Below are 17,462 nucleotides of genomic sequence, written 5' to 3'. Positions count from 1 at the left end.
CCCCACGGGTCGGGGATATTCCCCGGCCAACCCACACTTTCGCGGACGACACCTATGACCGCCATGATGCGCCCCCCCGCCTCTGCCTGCCCCGCCTGCGCCGCCGCGCCTGCGGCCGAAAAGCTTGCCGAATATCAGGCCCCGACAGAGACGCACATCATCCTTTCGCTGCCGACGATCCACTGCGCCGCCTGCATGTCCTCTGTGGAACGCGCGCTGAAGGCCGATGCACGCGTCCGCTCTGCGCGGGTGAATCTGACGCTGAAACGCGTCAATATCGAGGCCACCCCAGATCTGACCGCCGCGGACCTCGTCCCGGTGGTCGAAGCCGCAGGCTTTGAGGCGCATGAACTCGACACCACCGCGCTGGCTGCGACGGCAACGGACCGCGCCGGGCGCGACCTGCTGATGCGTCTTGCCGTGGCCGGATTCGCCGCCATGAACGTCATGTTGCTGTCCATCGCTGTCTGGTCCGGCGCAGCGGGCGAAACGCGCGATATGTTTCACTGGATCTCCGCCGCCATCGTGCTGCCTGCGATCGCCTTCTCTGGCCAGCCGTTTTTTCGCAACGCCTGGACCGCGCTGAAGGCCGGGCACCTCAACATGGACGTGCCAATCAGCCTCGCCATTGCGCTGGCGATTGTCACCTCGCTGTACGAAACCTCGCTGTCGGGCGAACACGCCTACTTCGACGCCGCCATCACGTTGACGTTTTTCCTGCTCACCGGGCGGTATCTGGACCACCGGACCCGCTCCGTTGCGCGCTCCGCGGCCGAGGAACTGGCCGCCCTCGAAGTGCCCCGCGCCACCCGCCTGACTGACACGGGTGAGGAAACCGTCGCCGTTGCCGACCTCAAACGCGGCGACCTGATCCTCGTCCGCCCGGGCGGTCGGATGCCCGTGGACGGCGAAATCACCGAGGGCACGAGCGAACTTGATCGGGCGCTGCTGACTGGGGAAACGCTGCCCGTGCTCGCCCAACCGGGACGAAACGTCAGCGCGGGAGAGGTCAACCTGACCAGCCCGCTCACCGTGCGCGCCACTGCCGTGGGCCGCGACACCTCCCTGCACCGCATGGCTGATCTGGTGGCCATCGCGGAATCCGGCCGGTCCCGCTACACCTCTCTGGCCGACCGCGCGGCCAAGCTTTACGCGCCGGGCGTACACATCCTGTCTGCCCTCGCCTTTCTCGGCTGGCTTGCCTACAGCGGCGACCTGCGCGTCGCGCTCAACATCGCCGCCGCCGTTCTCATCATCACTTGCCCTTGCGCTCTGGGTCTGGCGGTTCCGGCGGTCACCACGGCTGCGTCTGGCCGCCTTTTCCGCAAAGGCCTGCTCATCAAGGACGCTACCGCGCTGGAACGACTGGCCGAGGTCGACACCGTCGTCTTCGACAAGACCGGCACGCTGACCTCGGGCACGCCCGAACTGACCAACCGTAATGACTTTACCAGCGCCGATCTCGCGATCGGACAGGCCCTGTCTCAAGGCTCCAACCACCCGCTCTCGCGCGCCATCGCGCAAGCCACGCAGGATATCGCCCCGGCCGAGGTCACCGACCTGCGCGAAGTCCCCGGTTTCGGCACAGAAGGCCAATGGCGCGGTCAGACCATGCGCCTTGGCCGGGCATCGTGGGTCGGCGGCACAGCGACCGACCAAACCGCCGCGTGGCTCCAGATCGGCAGCGCCAAGCCACAGCCATTCCTCTTCACCGACCGCCTGCGCGACGGCGCGGCAGAGGCCGTCGCGGCCCTGCAAGCCCAAGGCAAGTCCGTGATCCTCATGTCGGGCGACACCACCAGCCCGGTCGAAACCCTCGCAAAACGGCTGAACATCACGCAATGGGTGGCCGAAGCCCTTCCACAGGACAAAGCCCAACGCATTCAGGCCTTGACCGACAAAGGCGCCAAGGTGCTGATGATCGGCGACGGCCTCAACGACACCGCAGCACTGACCGCGGCCCATGCCTCGATTTCCCCCGCCTCGGCGCTGGACGCTGCGCGCGTCGCGTCTGATATCGTCCTGCTGGGCCAAAGCCTCGCCCCGATCCCTGATGCGTTGACCACGGCGGCCAAAGCCACGCAACGCATCCGCGAAAACTTCACCATTGCCACATGGTACAACATCATCGCCGTGCCGCTGGCGGTGGCCGGTCTATGCTCCCCGCTCATCGCCGCACTGGCCATGTCGTCCAGTTCGATTACCGTCTCGCTCAACGCGCTGCGCCTGCGCTGAAAGGAGCCCGCATGAACATCCTCACCTACCTCATCCCGATCTCACTGATCCTCGGCGGCATGGGCCTGCTGTTCTTTATCTTCACGATCCGGTCGAACCAGTACGACGACCCCGAAGGCGATGCGCGGCGCATCCTGTCCGGCGAATACGACGACAAACCGAAACCTCCTGACGCCTGACAGCAAAAAGGCGCACCCACCAGTGCGCCCTTGCTTCATCACTTGCGTAGAACCCCAGAAGGTCACGAGGCGCAGCAAGCGCCCCACATTCAATCAAGCATGGCTCAGCGCCATCGCCGGCGTGATGGCTTCGATGCCCAGCGCCTCGCCGACCGGCGCATTGGTCAACTGGCCTGCGTGCACGTTCAAACCTGCTGCCAGATGCGCGTCCGCCTTGCAGGCAGTGCGCCACCCCTTGTCCGCCAAAGCCAGCATGTAGGGCATCGTCGCATTGCCCAACGCAATGGTCGACGTGCGCGCAACGGCGCCCGGCATGTTCGCCACGCAGTAATGCACCACACCATCCACCTCGTAGATCGGATCCTGGTGCGTCGTGGCCTTGGAGGTCTCGAAACAACCGCCCTGGTCAATGGCCACATCGACGATCACCGCGCCGGGCTTCATCGTCGCCAATTGCGCGCGCGACACCAGCTTGGGCGCGGCGGCACCGGGCACCAGAACCGCACCAATCACCATGTCGGCCTCGGCCACCATCTCGGCGGTATTCTCGCCAGAGGCGTAGCGCGTGCGGAAGACGTTCCCGAACGTATCGTCAAGGTAGCGCATCCGCGGCAAGGAGCGGTCCAGCACCGTGACATCCGCGCCCATTCCAGCGGCCACACGTGCGGCAAAGGTGCCCACCACGCCGCCACCGATCACCGCGACCTTTGCCGGTGTGACGCCCGGCACGCCCCCCATCAGCACACCGCGCCCACCGTTGGCCTTTTGCAGTGACCAAGCGCCCATCTGCGGCGCCAAACGGCCTGCGACTTCGGACATGGGCGCCAGCAGCGGCAAGCCGCCACGGGCATCGGTCACGGTCTCGTAGGCAATGCATGTCGCGCCGGATGCCAGCAGATCGCGCGTCTGGTCGGGATCGGGGGCCAGATGCAGATAGGTGAACAACAGCTGGCCCTTGCGCAGCATGGCGCGCTCCGCCGCCTGCGGTTCCTTTACCTTCACGACCATTTCCGCCTCGGCAAAAACCTCCGCCGCCGTCGTGGCAATCCGGGCACCGACCGCGCTGTAATCCTCGTCAGAGAAACCCGCCCCGACACCTGCACCAGACTGGATCAGAACGTCATGACCATGGGTCACGGCCTCTCGTGCGGCAGCGGGTGTGACGCCTACGCGAAATTCCTGCGGTTTGATCTCTGTCGGGCATCCGATCAGCATGATAAGCTCCTGTTGGTGCGAAATGATGGCCTTGTGGCCTTGGTTGTATTGCGGCAAAGCGTGACACAGCCCCCTTGCAAATAGCTTCGAAACACGGTCAATACCGCGCCACAGGGCGCACGATCCTTCGACGTGAAACCGCTTTGGCCGGAGGATTCTTCGCAAATGACGCTAGACGAGACAGATCGGCGCATCCTCAAGGTGCTTCAGCGCAAAGGGCGCATGTCCAACGCCGAGCTGTCGGAGCATGTCAATCTGTCCGCCTCCGCCTGTCATCGCCGGGTGCAGCGGCTCGAAACCGACGGCTACATTCGCGACTATGTGGCCCTCGTCGATGCGCGAAAGATGGGCCTGCCGACCACGGTCTTTGTAGAGATCACGCTCTCGACGCAGGCGGACGACGTTCTTGATGCCTTTGAAACCGCCGTGCAGCGCGTTCCCGCCGTTCTGGAATGCCACCTGATGGCGGGCACCGCCGACTACATCCTGAAGGTGATCGCCCAGGACACGGAGGATTTCGCACGCATCCATCGCCAATACCTGACGCGCCTGCCCGGCGTCGCCCAGATGCAATCATCCTTTGCGCTGCGCACGGTGTTCAAGACCACAGCCCTGCCAGTCTGACGCAGACGCAACAAAAAGGCCGGGGACCTCTCCCCGACCTTTCCGTAACAGCGCATCACTGGTGTTCACGAATGCGTCCCGATGCCGTCACTTTTTCAAAGCGTCTCGGATCTCCAGCAACACGTCCAGTTGCGACGGGCCGCTGTGTACGTCAGGTGCAACCTCGTCCGGCTTCTCGGCCGCCGCCTTGATCCGGTTCACCATCTTCACCAACATGAACACCACAAAGGCGATGATGAAGAAGTTGATCACCGCCATTGTAAACTTACCCACCGCAAAGACCGGCGCCCCGGACTCCATCGCCGTCTCCAGCGAGGCATAGGTCTCACCGTCGAGCGCATAGAACCAGCCCGAGAAATCAATCCCACCGGTGAACAGCGCAATGATCGGGTTGATGATATCCCCCACCAAAGACTGCACGATCCCCGTAAAGGCCGCGCCCACGATGATCCCCACGGCCATGTCCATGACATTTCCCTTGGCGATGAAATCCTTGAATTCGTTAATCATGTATCAATCCCCACATGTCCCGGCCGACGTCTTCGCGCCGGATTACGTCACGCTTTTAGCGTGATCAAAGGCCGGCCCCCAGATGAAAACCGGCTTTTGCGACACCTCTTTGTTGACGGGCAACGCTCAGGAGGGCAGCGTGCCGTTGATCACATAGGTCAGGATCTGCACCACTTGCTGTGGTGTGCGGGCCACGGCGAGCGCCGCGGCATCCACCTCCTTCAGCGCATGGTCGTGCTCTTCGGGCTGCAAGATGATCAACGACTTGCCCAGCGCCGCCGCCATTCCGGCATCAAAAGCCGCGTTCCACTGTTTGTACTTGTCGCCAAAGCGTACCACGACCACGTCCGCCGTCTCGATCCCGCGCCGGGTGCGAATGGCGTTCATCTGCGCGCCCTTGCGGTCATGCCAGAACTTGTCGTCCTCGGCCCCAAGGATCGCGACTCCGCAATCGTCGCTGGCCGCATGGTCGGTCACGGGCGCGTCAAACTCGATGCCAAGGCTCGCCGCGCCGTTCATGATCTGGTCGCGCCAATCGGTGTGAATCTCGCCCGACAGATAAACCTTCAACGTCATTTCATCATCTCCTTCGCTATCGCGCGGACATTAGCCCGTCCTGCAATGGCATCCAATCGGTTCATCCAGTCCTCACGGCCGGAGACAGGCGCGCAATACGCCCCACCCTGCCCCCAGCAACAGCGCAGGCAAAACAAACAGCTTGAACACAAAGACAGAGACCAGCGCCAACAAACTGCTGACCAACTCGTCCGACCGCTCATAAATCGCCACAGCCATCGTGCGATAGCGGTCCAAATCGCTGCCCGCCCGTTGCAGCGCGGCCATCATGCCGCCCGCCTCTTCGCTGGCCAGCGCGGGCCCTACGTCCGCCGAGATCTCGGCGATGACCGCCGAATGGTCTTCCCACACCTGCGCAGTCATCCGATCGGCCAGCGCCGACGACAGGATCAGTGCAATCGGCAGCATCGCGCCAAAGAGCACGCCGTACAGTCCCAGCGCTCTGGCAATACGCCCGGCAACCGCGTGCCTTCTGGCGAACAGCGCCACGGCAGCCGCCCCCGCCAGCATCGCCCAGCCAAGCCCGGTCACCGGCACCAGCGCCACCGACAGGACCCCGGTCGCGACCATCACCACGAACACCACCTGCGCCACGCGCTCCACGGTGTCATCGACAGGTTCCAGCCATTTCAAAGGTTGCGCCGTGCCCTGGACCACAAGGCTGCCGCCGACCTCCACCTCCTGGGCGGTGGACAGAAACGCATTCAGCGTGCGCAGCGTCAGGTAGGTGCCCGCACTTGTGGCGGCGATCTGGCGGGCATAGCCCTGCGCCGCACGCGTGGCCGGGTTCACAGACGCGAAGGCCGCCGCCACAAGGGCGACGGCCAGCACAAGACTGAGGATCAGACGCGTTGGCACGCCGCCCTTCAGCCGTCCTTGCGGATGGTTTCGTTCTTCGGATCGTAGGGGCTGTCGCATGTGACCGTTGCATCCCAAAGCTTGTCAAACATCTTGACCTTAAGCTTCGTCCCTTCGACCGCAAGCTCGGGCTTGATGTAGCCCATGCCGATGCTTTGCTCGAACGCCACCGAATAGCCGCCCGACGTCAGACGCCCGACGCGCTCGCCCTCTGGCGTGTACAGCACTTCGCGGCCCCACGGATCAGCATCCTCCGGCCCTTCGATCAGCAGGGTGCAGCACTTGGAACGCACGCCTTTGGCTTCCATCTCGGCCTTGCCGTAGAACTCTTTCGAGTTGTCGATGAAGCGCGGCAGGTCGGCCTCCGCCGGTGTCGCATCACGACCCAACTCGTTGCCAAACGCTCGGTAGCTTTTCTCCTGACGCAACCAGTTCTGAGCGCGCGCGCCAACCGGCTTCAGACCGTGCTTTTCGCCCGCCTTCATCAGCAGATCCCACAGGTAAGCCTGCATTTCGATCGGGTGGTGCAATTCCCAGCCGAGCTCACCGGTGTAGGCCACGCGGATCGCGTTGACCGGGCACATGCCCAGTTCGATCTGACGCGCCGACAGCCAGGGGAAGCGCTTGTTGGACAGCGCGGTCGCCGGATCGGCGTCGCGGATGACCTCGTTGAGCACATCACGGGTTTTCGGCCCGGCGATGGCAAAGACACCCCACTGAGTCGTCACGTCCTGGATGATGACCAGCTTGCCGGTCTGCTCCATGAAGTCCTCGGCCGCCTTCACCAGGTAATCGTGGTCATAGGCCTGCCAAGCACCCGCAGACACCAGATAGTAGTCATTCTCGCCATTGCGGACGATGGTGTATTCGGTCCGCGTGGTCCCTGCGGACGTCAGCGCGTACGTCAGGTTGATACGGCCGATTTTCGGCAGCTTGTTGCAGGTGAACTGATCGAGGAACTCGGTCGCCCCGTTGCCGCGCACGGTGTGCTTGGCAAAGGCTGTGGCGTCGATCAGGCCCACGCCTTCACGGATCGCCTTGGCCTCTTCCATGGCGTATTTCCACCAGCCGCCGCGACGGAAGGACCGCGCGTCGTGGTCAAAGCTCTCCGGCGCGTCGAGCGGACCGTAATAGTTCGGACGCTCCCAGCCGTTGACACAGCCGAACTGCGCCCCAAGCGCCTTCTGACGCTCATAGGCCGGAGCCGTGCGCAGCGGGCGGGCCGCCGGGCGTTCCTCATCGGGGTGGTGCAGGATGTAGACGTGCTCGTAGGATTCTTCGTTCTTCTCCACGGCCCAGTCGATGGTCTGCCAGTCGCCAAAGCGCTTGGGGTCGAGCGATGCCATGTCGATGTCGGCCTCACCCTCGACCATCATCTGCGCAAGGTAGTAGCCCGCGCCACCGGCGGCGGTGATGCCAAAGGAGAAGCCCTCTGCCAGCCACATGTTGCGCAGACCCGGCGCGGGGCCGATCAGCGGGTTGCCATCCGGCGTGTAGCAGATCGGACCGTTGAAATCGTCCTTCAGGCCGACAGTCTCGGTCGAGGGGATACGCTCGATCATCGACATGTATTCCTCCTCGATCCGCTCCAGATCGAGCGGGAAGAGGTCCGCGCGGAAGCTGTCCGGCACACCATATTGGAAGCAGGCAGGCGCGTTCAGCTCATAGGGGCCAAGGATCCAGCCGCCGCGCTCTTCGCGCACGTACCACTTGGCGTCCGCATCCCGCAGAACAGGATGCTGCTCGTTGCCGGCTTCGCGGTATTTCACCAGCTCGGGGTCTGGCTCGGTGACGATGAACTGGTGCTCCACCGGGATGGCGGGGATCTTGATGCCCAGCAGCTTCGCCGTGCGCTGCGCGTGGTTGCCGGTGGCGGTCACGACGTGTTCAGCAGTGATGACCTGGGTCTCTTCGGTCGGCACGAGGTTGCCGCCCTTCTCCCCCATCTTGGTCAGCGTGACCTTCCACTCGGAGCCAGTCCACTCGTAGCCGTCCACCTGCCACTTGCGCTCGATCACGACACCGCGCTGACGGGCGCCCTTGGCCATCGCCATGGTGACGTCAGCGGGGTTAATGTAGCCGTCGGTCGGGTGATAGATCGCGCCTTCGAGGCCCTCGACATTGACCAGCGGCCACCGCTCCTTGATCTGCGCGGGGGTCATCCATTCGTAAGGCACACCGCAGGTTTCCGCCGTGGTGGCATAGACCATGTATTCGTCCATGCGCTCTTTGGTCTGTGCCATGCGCAGGTTGCCGACGATGAAAAAGCCCGCATCCAACCCGGTTTCTTCCTCAAGCGTCTTATAGAACTTGATCGAATAATCGTGGATGTGGGTCGTGGCAAAGGACATGTTGAAATACGGCAGCAGACCTGCCGCGTGCCAGGTGGAGCCGGACGTCAGCTCGTCACGCTCCAGGAGCATGACGTCGTCCCAGCCCGCCTTGGCGAGATGGTACGCGATGGAGGTGCCAACGGCACCACCACCAACGACGAGGGCTTTGACATGTGTTTTCATCGGGCGAGGCTCCGGCTGCGATTCACTTTTACCCGTTATGACCCTAACGGCGTCTGAACGAAGATCGTGCCCGACTTCTGGATGCTCAAAACCGACAGCGGGACAGAAGGACGACGGCGGAGAACAGCCCACCGCGGGCCGGTGCCGCGAAATGCAGCGTTACAAAAAGTCGGCAACGATCCCGGATCGCACCCAGCCCGTGAAACGACTGGCGATGGTGCTGTAAACGGTAGTCCCGCAGCCAGTACGCGCATTATGCGGCAATTCCCCGCTGATTTAGCCGGAACCGCCCCTTTCGCCTGCCGTGGCCCACGCCTATAAGGGCAGCGGTTGCACCCCAAACGGGGTGGCGGCCCTTCAGGCAATAGGCGACCGGAAGATCCGCTTACCGGCGCACTCGGCGCAATGAGGCAGTAGACAATGTTTGGCATGGATGGACTCCTGGGCATGTTCTCTTCGGACATGGCCATCGACCTCGGGACCGCGAACACGCTGGTCTACGTCAAGGGAAAGGGCGTCGTCCTGTCGGAGCCCTCCGTCGTCGCATATCATATCAAGGACGGTCAGAAAAAGGTGCTCGCCGTGGGCGAGGACGCCAAGCTGATGCTGGGCCGCACGCCCGGCTCCATCGAGGCGATCCGCCCGATGCGCGAAGGTGTCATTGCCGATTTCGACACCGCCGAGGCGATGATCAAGGAATTCATCCGCAAGGTGCATCGCCGCTCCACCTTCTCGAAGCCTAAGATCATCGTTTGCGTGCCGCACGGCGCGACCCCCGTTGAAAAGCGCGCCATCCGCCAGTCTGTCCTCAGCGCGGGTGCGCGCAAGGCAGGGCTGATCGCGGAACCCATCGCGGCCGCCATCGGTGCGGGCATGCCCATCACCGATCCCACGGGCAACATGGTGGTCGATATAGGTGGCGGCACGACCGAAGTGGCCGTTCTGTCGCTCGGTGACATCGTTTATGCGCGTTCCGTGCGTGTCGGCGGCGACCGCATGGACGAGGCGATCATCAACTACCTGCGCCGTCAGCAAAACCTGCTGGTGGGCGAATCCACGGCCGAGCGGATCAAGACCTCCATCGGCACGGCACGTATGCCCGACGACGGGCGCGGCTCCTCGATGCAGATACGCGGTCGCGACCTGCTCAACGGCGTGCCCAAGGAAACCGAAATCAGCCAGGCGCAAATCGCCGAAGCCCTCGCAGAGCCGGTTCAGTCGATCTGCGACGCGGTCATGCAGGCGCTCGAAGCGACCCCGCCTGACCTCGCCGCCGACATTGTCGACCGTGGCGTCATGCTTACCGGAGGCGGCGCGCTGCTCGGCGATCTCGACCTTGCCCTGCGCGAACAGACCGGCCTTGCCGTGTCCATCGCGGACGAGTCGCTCAACTGCGTGGCACTCGGCACTGGAAAAGCTCTGGAGTACGAAAAGCTCCTGCGTCACGCCATCGACTACGACAGCTGATCACAGGGGGCGTTCCTCATCTTTGACCCTGCGCCCCTTCCGCCCGCCTTGCGACATGCCCTCCGGTTTCGGTAACCTGCCCCATGGCCAGCGACCGCTCAAACTCCGATGATTTCACCACACCGCTGAAGCGTTTGCTTCTCGCGGTGCTGGTCATTGTGCTGCTGGGCATCTTCCTGCTCTGGCGTATCGACAGCCCGCGCATGGAACGGTTTCGTGCGCAGGTCATCGACCGCGTTGTGCCCAACATGGATTGGGCCATGGCCCCGGTCACCGGCACGATCAAGCTGGTGCGGGATGTGCAAAGCTACAAGCGGCTGGGTCAGCAAAACGACGAGCTGCGCCGCGAGCTGCGCCAGATGACCGCGTGGAAAGAGGCCGCCCTGCAATTGGAGCAGGAAAATGCCCGCCTGCGCGATCTGAACAACGTGCGCCTCGATCCGCGACTGACCTATATCACCGCCGTGGTTCTGGCCGATTCCGGCTCCCCCTTTCGGCAATCGGCGTTGATCAACGTCGGCTCCCGCGATGGCATCGTGGATGGCTGGGCAACGATGGATGGCATCGGCCTTGTGGGCCGCGTGTCGGGCGTCGGCCGCAACACCAGCCGGGTGATTCTGCTCACCGATGCCACCAGCCGCATTCCGGCCGAAATCCAGCCCTCCGGCCAGCGCGCGCTGATCGCGGGTGACAACACCGCCGCGCCTCCCATCGACTTTCTGGAAAACCCCGACCTCGTCCGCCCCGGTGACCGCATCGTCACCACCGGCGACGGCGAGGTCTTCCCCCCCGGTCTGCTGATCGGCCAGGTCGCGGAAGACCCCGGAGGCCGCCTGCGCGTGCGCCTTGCTGCCGACTACGAGCGGCTCGAATTCCTGCGCGTCCTGCGCGATCATGGTGCGCGTCGCGTCTCCAACCCGTCCGGGCTGATTCTGCCCGAGGACCTGCCGGATTCCGCCCCGCCCGAGCCAGCCCCCGTCGAAGCGCCCGCCTCCGATGGCTGAGAACAGTCCCGCCCGCCTCTGGACCTTGCGCGCGCTGTATCCGGCGCTGGCGCTGCTGATCATCTTTGTGCACCTGCTGCCCCTGCGCATGTTGCCTGCGGGCCTGGCCGGGCCGGATATTCTGACCGCTCTGACGCTGGCCTGGGCGCTCAGACGTCCCGATTACGTCCCTGCCCTGTCCATCGCCGGCGTGATGTTGCTGTGCGATCTGCTGTTGCAGCGTCCGCCTGGCCTTTGGTCGCTACTGGTGCTGCTGGCGGCAGAGTTCCTGAAATCACGGGCCCGGGATCTGCGCAAAAATACCTTTGTCGCGGAATGGCTGGCCTTTGCCACGGCCTTGCTGACGATCACCGTGCTCTATCGGCTGACTCTCGCAATCTTGATGATATCTGAGGGAATGCTGTCCCTAAGCGTGATTCAATATGGTATGACCGTGATGGCTTATCCGCTCGTGACCGCCGTGTCCTATATCGCCTTTGGCGTCAGACGCTCTGCGCCGGGGGAATACGATCACGCCGGACGCAGCCTTTGACCCACTAAACCGCCGGACATCACCATGAGACGCAGCCCCAAGGAAACCGCCGACAGCGCCCGCCGCATTTCGCGCCGCGGGCTGATTCTAGGCGGCCTTCAAATGAGCCTCGCCTCTGTGCTGGGCTTTCGCATGCACCACCTTCAGGTGGATCAGGCCGACGAATTCCGCCTGCTCGCCGAAGAAAACCGCATCCGTTTCGATCTGCTGCCCCCTGCACGCGGGCGCATCTTTGACCGCAACGGCGTGGTGGTCGCGGACAATGAACCGACCTACCGCATCACGATGAAACGTGAGGACGCCGGCGACGTTGCCGATGTCATCGGGCGGCTCAGCCAATTGATCGAACTGGACGAAAACGACCTCAACCGCGCCTTTGCAGAGATGGAGCGCACGCCGCCCTTCTTCCCGGTCACCATCGCAGAACGTGTCTCGTGGGAAGATATCTCTCGCGTCGCAGTCAACGCACCCGCCCTGCCCGGCATCACCACGGAGGTCGGTCTGTCGCGCCTCTATCCTCATGGCGATCTCTTCGCCCATGTTGCGGGCTACGTGGGCCCGGTGTCTGAACGCGATCTGAGCCGTTACGAAGACCCGCCCGCCGTTTTGAAAATCCCGCGCTTCCAGGTGGGCAAGGTCGGCGTTGAATCAAAGCACGAGGAAATGCTGCGCGGTGAGGCTGGCACCAAACAGGTGGAGGTCAACGCCGTGGGCCGCGTGATGCGAGAGCTGGGCCGCCGCGAGGGCACCTCCGGCTCCGACATCCAGCTGACCATCGACACGGAGCTGCAGGATTATGTGCAGGCACGTCTGGGCGAAGAAAGCGCCTCTGTCGTGGTGATCGACCTGACCAAAGGCGACATTCTTGCCTGTGCCTCTGCCCCCTCCTACGATCCGAACCTGTTTGTACGGGGGATTTCCCACACCGCCTTTGATGCGCTGAACCAGAACGACCACCGTCCGCTGGCCTCCAAGACGGTACAGGACGCCTACCCGCCCGGTTCGACGTTCAAGATGGTGACCGCGCTGGCGGCGCTGGATGCCGGTCTGATAGGCCCCGATGAAACCGTCTATTGTTCTGGCAGCTACGAGGTCGGCAGCCGCGCCTTCCGCTGCTGGAAACGCTCCGGCCATGGGCATGTCAACCTCGAAGGGTCGCTGAAGCATTCCTGCGACGTCTATTACTACGACCTCGCGCTGAAGGTCGGGATCGAGCGCATCGCCGACATGGCCCGCCGCCTGGGTCTGGGCGAAGCACCGCCGCTTCCCATGTCCGCCGTCACCTCCGGTCTTGTGCCGGACAAGGCCTGGAAAGAACGCGAGCGTGGCGCAAATTGGGTCATCGGTGACAGCGTCAACGCGGCCATCGGCCAAGGTTTTGTACTCGCCTCCCCCGTGCAGCTGGCGGTGATGACGGCGCGTGTCGCCACCGGGCGCTCGGTCAGCCCCCGGCTTGTGCGTTCCATCGACGGCATCGAGACGCCGCATATGGGCGGCGAGGATCTGGGGCTGAACCCAAACCATCTGAAGATGGTACAAGGCGGTATGTACGCCGTGTCCAACGACCGGCGCGGCACGGCCTACCGCACGCGAATCATCGCCGACGGTATGCGGCTGGCGGGCAAGACCGGCACCGCGCAGGTGGTCTCCCGCATCACCTCGGAGGCCGACCCCTGGGAAGACCGCGACCACGCGTTGTTCGTGAACTTCGCCCCCTACGACAACCCGCGCATCGCGGTGTCCGTCGTGGTGGAACACGGCGTCGGCGGGTCAAAGACCGCAGCGCCCATCGCACGCGATGTGACGCTTCAGGCACTGTACAATGGCGACCCGCCGCTGGACGCCTACCCGTCAAAGGACCGCAGCCAGATCAAGGCGCAGCAGGAACGGCTCGCCCGAGAACGCCAGCAACGCCGCGACCAAAGCGCGAGCCGTGCATGACGCGCCGGATTTGTGGGGTGCCCCCTGCCACGAGGACACGCGTCTGTCATGGCTTGGCGGCAGAGCCGTCTGCCGCTCGGCACATGCATCATGCCATGGCGTCACCCATCCGGGCTGTGCGCGCAGCCGCGAAAGCGGTTTCCATCGGAACATCTGCGCGCCCTGACCACACAGGCATCCGCACAGACAAGGCACAAGCAACATGACGTATCTTGAATATAACGTCAAAACGGTCCCCTCCGGCTGGCGCAAGGTCCTGGCTTTGAACTGGCCCCTCGTGCTTTTGCTGTCGTCCGTGGCCTGTATCGGCTTTCTCATGCTCTACTCGGTGGCGGGCGGGTCGTGGACCCCATGGGCCGAACCGCAGGCAAAGCGGTATGTGCTGGGATTGGCCGTGATGATCCTCGCCGGCATGGTGCCGATCTGGTTCTGGCGAAACATGGCGCTGGTCTTCTACGCACTGGCGTTTCTTCTGCTGGTGCTGGTAGAGCTTTTCGGGTCCGTCGGCATGGGCGCACAACGCTGGATCGACCTTGGCTTCATGCGGCTGCAACCCTCTGAACTGATGAAGATTTCCTTGGTCGTGTTTCTGGCCGCCTATTATGACTGGCTGCCGCTGTCGCGCACGTCGCGCCCGCTATGGGTGGCCCTTCCCATCATCATCATCCTTGCGCCCACCGCCCTGACGCTCATGCAGCCGGACCTTGGCACCGCCCTTCTGCTGATGATCGCAGGCGGCCTGATGATGTTCTTGGCCGGCGTTCACTGGGCCTATTTCGCCACGGTCATCAGCGCCGGCATCGGCGGGATCTACGCGGTGTTTCAATCGCGCGGCACCGATTGGCAACTGCTCAAGGACTACCAGTTCCGCCGCATCGACACGTTCCTTGACCCCTCCTCCGATCCGCTTGGCGCGGGCTACCACATCACGCAGGCCAAGATCGCCATGGGCTCTGGCGGCTGGACCGGGCGCGGCTTCATGCAAGGAACGCAAAGCCGTCTCAACTTCCTGCCCGAAAAGCACACCGACTTCATCTTCAACACACTTGCAGAGGAATTCGGCTTCGTCGGCGGCATTTCCCTGCTCGCGCTGTATGTCCTGATCCTGTTTTTCTGCATCACCGCGGCACTGCAAAACCGGGACCGCTTTTCGTCGCTGTTGATCCTTGGCATCGGGCTGACCTTCTTTCTGTTCTACGCCGTCAACATGTCCATGGTCATGGGCCTTGCCCCCGTCGTGGGCGTGCCTCTGCCGCTGGTGTCCTACGGCGGCTCCGCGATGCTGGTGCTCATGCTGGCCTTCGGACTGGTCCAAAGCGCTCACGTCCACAGACCGCGCTAACCGCTTGCGATTTCCCCGGCCCGCTGCTTCTCTGGGCCGGAGAACATGCCCGGGGCGACACGGCCGCAAGCCTGACGGGGCAGCGCCTCACAGCGCCCCCAGACAGGAGCCCCCCGTGACCAATATCCTCTTCGCCGCCAGCCAAAGCGCCTGGACCAAATACGAGACACATCTGACCACCGCGCTCGACGCCACCGGCCTTGACTACACGCTCGCGACCGACCTGCCCGCAGACCAGGTCGACTACATCATATATGCGCCCAACGCGACGGTGCAGGATTTTACCCCCTACACCCGGCTGAAGGCCGTGATGAACCTCTGGGCCGGGGTGGAGCAGGTGGTGAACAACCCCACCCTGACAGCCCCCCTGACCCGCATGGTCGATGCCGAGGGGCTGACACAGGGCATGGTCGAATGGGTCACCGGTCATGTGCTGCGCCATCACCTCGGGATGGATGCGCACATCGTGAACCCCGATCAGACATGGGATGACACGCCCCCCCCGGTGGCCAAGGACCGCCCCGTCACGATCCTTGGTCTTGGGGTGCTTGGACAAGCCTGTGCCAGCCAACTTTCCCGGATCGGCTTTTCCGTCACCGGGTGGAGCCGCTCGCAAAAGGACATCCCCGGCATCACATGTCTGTCCGGTCCCGAGGGTTTGCGCCATGCGCTCCTCGGTGCGCAGATCGTCGTGCTGCTGCTGCCCGACACCCCCGCGACGGAAAACACGCTGGATGCCGACGCCCTCGCGGCCTTGCCCGACGGCGCGGTGATCGTGAACCCCGGACGCGGCACGCTGATCGACGACGACGCGCTGCTGGCCGCCCTGCCCCGTCTGGGCCACGCCACGCTGGACACCTTCCGAACCGAACCGCTGCCCAAAGACCACCCCTACTGGTCACACCCCAAGGTCACCGTCACGCCGCATATCGCCTCTGCCACCCGGCCCGACAGCGCCGCGCGCGTCATTGCCGACAACATCGCCCGCGCAGAACGGGGTGAGACCCTGCACCATCTTGTCGATCGCGCCGCAGGCTACTAAACGCGAGGCGACCCAGCCAGGAGCGCCCAAATGCCTTTTGACCGCAAAGTAAAGATCGCCCCCTCCATCCTCTCCGCCGATTTCGCCGACTTTGGGCGCGAGATCCAGGCGATCGAAAAGGAAGGCGCGGATTGGATCCACGTCGATGTCATGGACGGGCATTTCGTGCCGAACCTGACCTTCGGTCCCCCTGCGGTCAAAGCTTTCCGTCCGCATGTGAAAACCTTCATGGACGTCCACCTGATGATTTCCCCGGTGGACGCCTATATCGACGCCTACGCCGACGCCGGGGCCGACATGCTCACCGCCCATGTCGAGGCCGGGCCGCATCCTCACCGCACCCTGCAGGCGATCAAGGCCGCCGGGATGCAGGCGGGCATCGCGCTCAACCCCGGCACCCCGGCAGAGGCCGTGCGCGACCTGCTTCCGCTCGCCGACATGGTGCTGGTGATGACCGTAAACCCCGGCTTTGGCGGGCAAAAGTTCATCGACATGACCGCCAAGGTCCGACAGATCCGCGACTGGATCGGTGACCGCGAGATCCACATCCAGATCGACGGTGGTGTCACGCCCGAGACCGCGCCGCTGGTGGTGGATGCCGGTGCCGACGTGCTTGTCGCCGGATCGGCCGTGTTCAAGGGCGGCTCCGTCAGCAACTCCTCGGTCTACGGCGACAACATGCGGGCGATCCGGGCGTCGCTCTCGTGACCACGATTGCCTTTGACCTCGACGGCACGCTGCTCGACAGCGTGCCGCATATCCATCACGCAGTGGCGCAGGCGCTCTCGGATATGGGCTTGCCGACAATCACCGTGGCAGAGACCCCCGGTTTCGTCGGGCGCGGCCTGCCGGTCCTGTGTGAAAACGTGCTCGCCCATCTGGGCGCAGATCCGGCGTTGCAGGACGACCTCTATACCCGCACGATGCGCTACTACGTGGACACGCCCTCCGATCCGTCACAGCTCTATCCGGATGTGATTGCGGCGCTCGACACGCTGAAGGCCGCCGGACATCGGCTGACGCTGTGCACCAACAAACCCTTCGCCGCGACCCGGACGGCGCTCGACGGCACCGGCCTCGCCCCCTATTTCGACGTGGTGATCGGCGGCGACAGCCTCGCCACGCGCAAGCCGGAGCCAGAGATGCTGCATGCCGCGCTCGACGGCGCCGACCCGGCGCAAGCGCTCTATATCGGCGATTCGGAAACCGACTGCGAAACGGCGCAGGCCGCCAATGTGCGCTTCCTGCTCTTTACCGAAGGCTACCGCAAAAGCCCGCCTGAGGCTCTCCCCCACATCCGCCAGTTTTCCAGGTGGCGTGATCTGCCTGCCCTGATCTCCGACCTCTCGGGGCGCTGAAACCGGCAACTCCAAAAAAGAACGCCCTGCCACCTTTATGGCGGCAGGGCGCGGACAGCGATT

16 protein-coding genes are annotated in these 17,462 nt (G+C 63.9%); 11 read left to right on the top strand and 5 right to left on the bottom strand.

The window, feature by feature from the left end; translation table 11 throughout:
- The first annotated feature begins 54 nt into the window (after positions 1 to 54).
- Both GGQ68_RS11520 and ccoS read left to right on the top strand, forming a co-directional pair.
- A complete protein-coding gene (locus GGQ68_RS11520; RefSeq protein ID WP_183966121.1) occupies positions 55 to 2,235 on the top strand; it encodes a heavy metal translocating P-type ATPase in 2,181 nt (726 codons plus the stop codon).
- 11 nt (positions 2,236 to 2,246) lie between these two features.
- Entirely contained in the window at positions 2,247 to 2,414 is a 168-nt protein-coding gene (gene ccoS, locus GGQ68_RS11515; protein WP_183966119.1) for a cbb3-type cytochrome oxidase assembly protein CcoS, read from the top strand.
- 93 nt (positions 2,415 to 2,507) lie between these two features.
- On the opposite strand, the gene ald is transcribed toward ccoS, so the two are convergent.
- Positions 2,508 to 3,629, bottom strand: coding sequence for an alanine dehydrogenase (gene ald / locus GGQ68_RS11510; RefSeq protein ID WP_183966117.1), 1,122 nt, complete (start codon positions 3,627 to 3,629; stop codon positions 2,508 to 2,510).
- Between the two features lie 165 nt (positions 3,630 to 3,794).
- On the opposite strand from ald, the gene GGQ68_RS11505 reads away from it, so the two are divergent.
- The gene (locus GGQ68_RS11505; RefSeq protein WP_183966115.1) at positions 3,795 to 4,253 is read left to right on the top strand and encodes an Lrp/AsnC family transcriptional regulator; all 459 of its coding nucleotides are present in this window, start codon (positions 3,795 to 3,797) and stop codon (positions 4,251 to 4,253) included.
- A gap of 87 nt (positions 4,254 to 4,340) precedes the next feature.
- Here the strand turns inward: GGQ68_RS11505 and mscL are convergent, their stop codons facing one another.
- From mscL to GGQ68_RS11485, 4 genes are all read right to left on the bottom strand, one after another.
- On the bottom strand, positions 4,341 to 4,763 hold the full coding sequence (gene mscL / locus GGQ68_RS11500; protein WP_183966113.1) for a large conductance mechanosensitive channel protein MscL: 423 nt from the start codon (positions 4,761 to 4,763) through the stop codon (positions 4,341 to 4,343).
- Between the two features lie 126 nt (positions 4,764 to 4,889).
- Positions 4,890 to 5,339 carry a YtoQ family protein gene (locus tag GGQ68_RS11495; protein ID WP_183966111.1) on the bottom strand — a complete coding sequence of 150 codons (450 nt, stop codon included), beginning with the start codon at positions 5,337 to 5,339 and terminating at the stop codon, positions 4,890 to 4,892.
- A 72-nt stretch (positions 5,340 to 5,411) separates the two neighbouring features.
- Positions 5,412 to 6,197, bottom strand: a complete 786-nt coding sequence (locus GGQ68_RS11490; RefSeq protein WP_183966109.1) for a hypothetical protein — start codon at positions 6,195 to 6,197, stop codon at positions 5,412 to 5,414.
- An 8-nt stretch (positions 6,198 to 6,205) separates the two neighbouring features.
- Positions 6,206 to 8,713 (bottom strand): GcvT family protein, encoded by a 2,508-nt coding sequence (locus GGQ68_RS11485; protein ID WP_183966107.1) that lies wholly within the window; start codon positions 8,711 to 8,713, stop codon positions 6,206 to 6,208.
- Between the two features lie 420 nt (positions 8,714 to 9,133).
- On the opposite strand from GGQ68_RS11485, the gene GGQ68_RS11480 reads away from it, so the two are divergent.
- The 8 genes from GGQ68_RS11480 to gph all read left to right on the top strand — a co-directional run bounded on the left by GGQ68_RS11480 (position 9,134) and on the right by gph (position 17,399).
- Positions 9,134 to 10,180, top strand: coding sequence for a rod shape-determining protein (locus tag GGQ68_RS11480; RefSeq protein ID WP_183966105.1), 1,047 nt, complete (start codon positions 9,134 to 9,136; stop codon positions 10,178 to 10,180).
- 83 nt (positions 10,181 to 10,263) lie between these two features.
- Positions 10,264 to 11,184, top strand: coding sequence for a rod shape-determining protein MreC (gene mreC / locus GGQ68_RS11475; protein ID WP_183966103.1), 921 nt, complete (start codon positions 10,264 to 10,266; stop codon positions 11,182 to 11,184).
- Entirely contained in the window at positions 11,177 to 11,716 is a 540-nt protein-coding gene (locus GGQ68_RS11470) for a rod shape-determining protein MreD (protein WP_183966101.1), read from the top strand. The genes mreC and GGQ68_RS11470 overlap by 8 nt, the downstream gene beginning before the upstream one ends.
- A 24-nt stretch (positions 11,717 to 11,740) precedes the next feature.
- Positions 11,741 to 13,657 (top strand): penicillin-binding protein 2, encoded by a 1,917-nt coding sequence (gene mrdA / locus GGQ68_RS11465; RefSeq protein WP_183966099.1) that lies wholly within the window; start codon positions 11,741 to 11,743, stop codon positions 13,655 to 13,657.
- A 202-nt stretch (positions 13,658 to 13,859) separates the two neighbouring features.
- Positions 13,860 to 14,999, top strand: a complete 1,140-nt coding sequence (gene rodA / locus GGQ68_RS11460) for a rod shape-determining protein RodA (RefSeq protein ID WP_183966097.1) — start codon at positions 13,860 to 13,862, stop codon at positions 14,997 to 14,999.
- A gap of 115 nt (positions 15,000 to 15,114) precedes the next feature.
- Entirely contained in the window at positions 15,115 to 16,041 is a 927-nt protein-coding gene (locus tag GGQ68_RS11455; protein WP_183966095.1) for an NAD(P)-dependent oxidoreductase, read from the top strand.
- Positions 16,042 to 16,071: 30 nt separating this feature from the next.
- The gene (gene rpe / locus GGQ68_RS11450) at positions 16,072 to 16,749 is read left to right on the top strand and encodes a ribulose-phosphate 3-epimerase (RefSeq protein ID WP_183966093.1); all 678 of its coding nucleotides are present in this window, start codon (positions 16,072 to 16,074) and stop codon (positions 16,747 to 16,749) included.
- The gene (gene gph / locus GGQ68_RS11445) at positions 16,746 to 17,399 is read left to right on the top strand and encodes a phosphoglycolate phosphatase (protein ID WP_183966091.1); all 654 of its coding nucleotides are present in this window, start codon (positions 16,746 to 16,748) and stop codon (positions 17,397 to 17,399) included. The genes rpe and gph overlap by 4 nt, the downstream gene beginning before the upstream one ends.
- The last annotated feature ends 63 nt before the right edge of the window (positions 17,400 to 17,462 follow it).

It is taken from the genome of Sagittula marina, assembly GCF_014196795.1.
Lineage (GTDB): Bacteria > Pseudomonadota > Alphaproteobacteria > Rhodobacterales > Rhodobacteraceae > Sagittula > Sagittula marina.
Note: the sequence above shows the minus strand (reverse complement) of the source record. Positions and strands in the feature narration are given on the sequence as shown.

What these genes read in the sequence shown, in the direction of transcription:
- GGQ68_RS11520 (WP_183966121.1), top strand. Translation starts at nt 55, where the DNA reads ATGACCGCCATGATGCGCCCCCCCGCCTCTGCCTGCCCCGCCTGCGCC.
- ccoS (WP_183966119.1), top strand. Translation starts at nt 2,247, where the DNA reads ATGAACATCCTCACCTACCTCATCCCGATCTCACTGATCCTCGGCGGC.
- ald (WP_183966117.1), bottom strand. Translation starts at nt 3,629, where the DNA reads ATGCTGATCGGATGCCCGACAGAGATCAAACCGCAGGAATTTCGCGTA.
- GGQ68_RS11505 (WP_183966115.1), top strand. Translation starts at nt 3,795, where the DNA reads ATGACGCTAGACGAGACAGATCGGCGCATCCTCAAGGTGCTTCAGCGC.
- mscL (WP_183966113.1), bottom strand. Translation starts at nt 4,763, where the DNA reads ATGATTAACGAATTCAAGGATTTCATCGCCAAGGGAAATGTCATGGAC.
- GGQ68_RS11495 (WP_183966111.1), bottom strand. Translation starts at nt 5,339, where the DNA reads ATGACGTTGAAGGTTTATCTGTCGGGCGAGATTCACACCGATTGGCGC.
- GGQ68_RS11485 (WP_183966107.1), bottom strand. Translation starts at nt 8,713, where the DNA reads ATGAAAACACATGTCAAAGCCCTCGTCGTTGGTGGTGGTGCCGTTGGC.
- GGQ68_RS11480 (WP_183966105.1), top strand. Translation starts at nt 9,134, where the DNA reads ATGTTTGGCATGGATGGACTCCTGGGCATGTTCTCTTCGGACATGGCC.
- mreC (WP_183966103.1), top strand. Translation starts at nt 10,264, where the DNA reads ATGGCCAGCGACCGCTCAAACTCCGATGATTTCACCACACCGCTGAAG.
- GGQ68_RS11470 (WP_183966101.1), top strand. Translation starts at nt 11,177, where the DNA reads ATGGCTGAGAACAGTCCCGCCCGCCTCTGGACCTTGCGCGCGCTGTAT.
- mrdA (WP_183966099.1), top strand. Translation starts at nt 11,741, where the DNA reads ATGAGACGCAGCCCCAAGGAAACCGCCGACAGCGCCCGCCGCATTTCG.
- rodA (WP_183966097.1), top strand. Translation starts at nt 13,860, where the DNA reads ATGACGTATCTTGAATATAACGTCAAAACGGTCCCCTCCGGCTGGCGC.
- rpe (WP_183966093.1), top strand. Translation starts at nt 16,072, where the DNA reads ATGCCTTTTGACCGCAAAGTAAAGATCGCCCCCTCCATCCTCTCCGCC.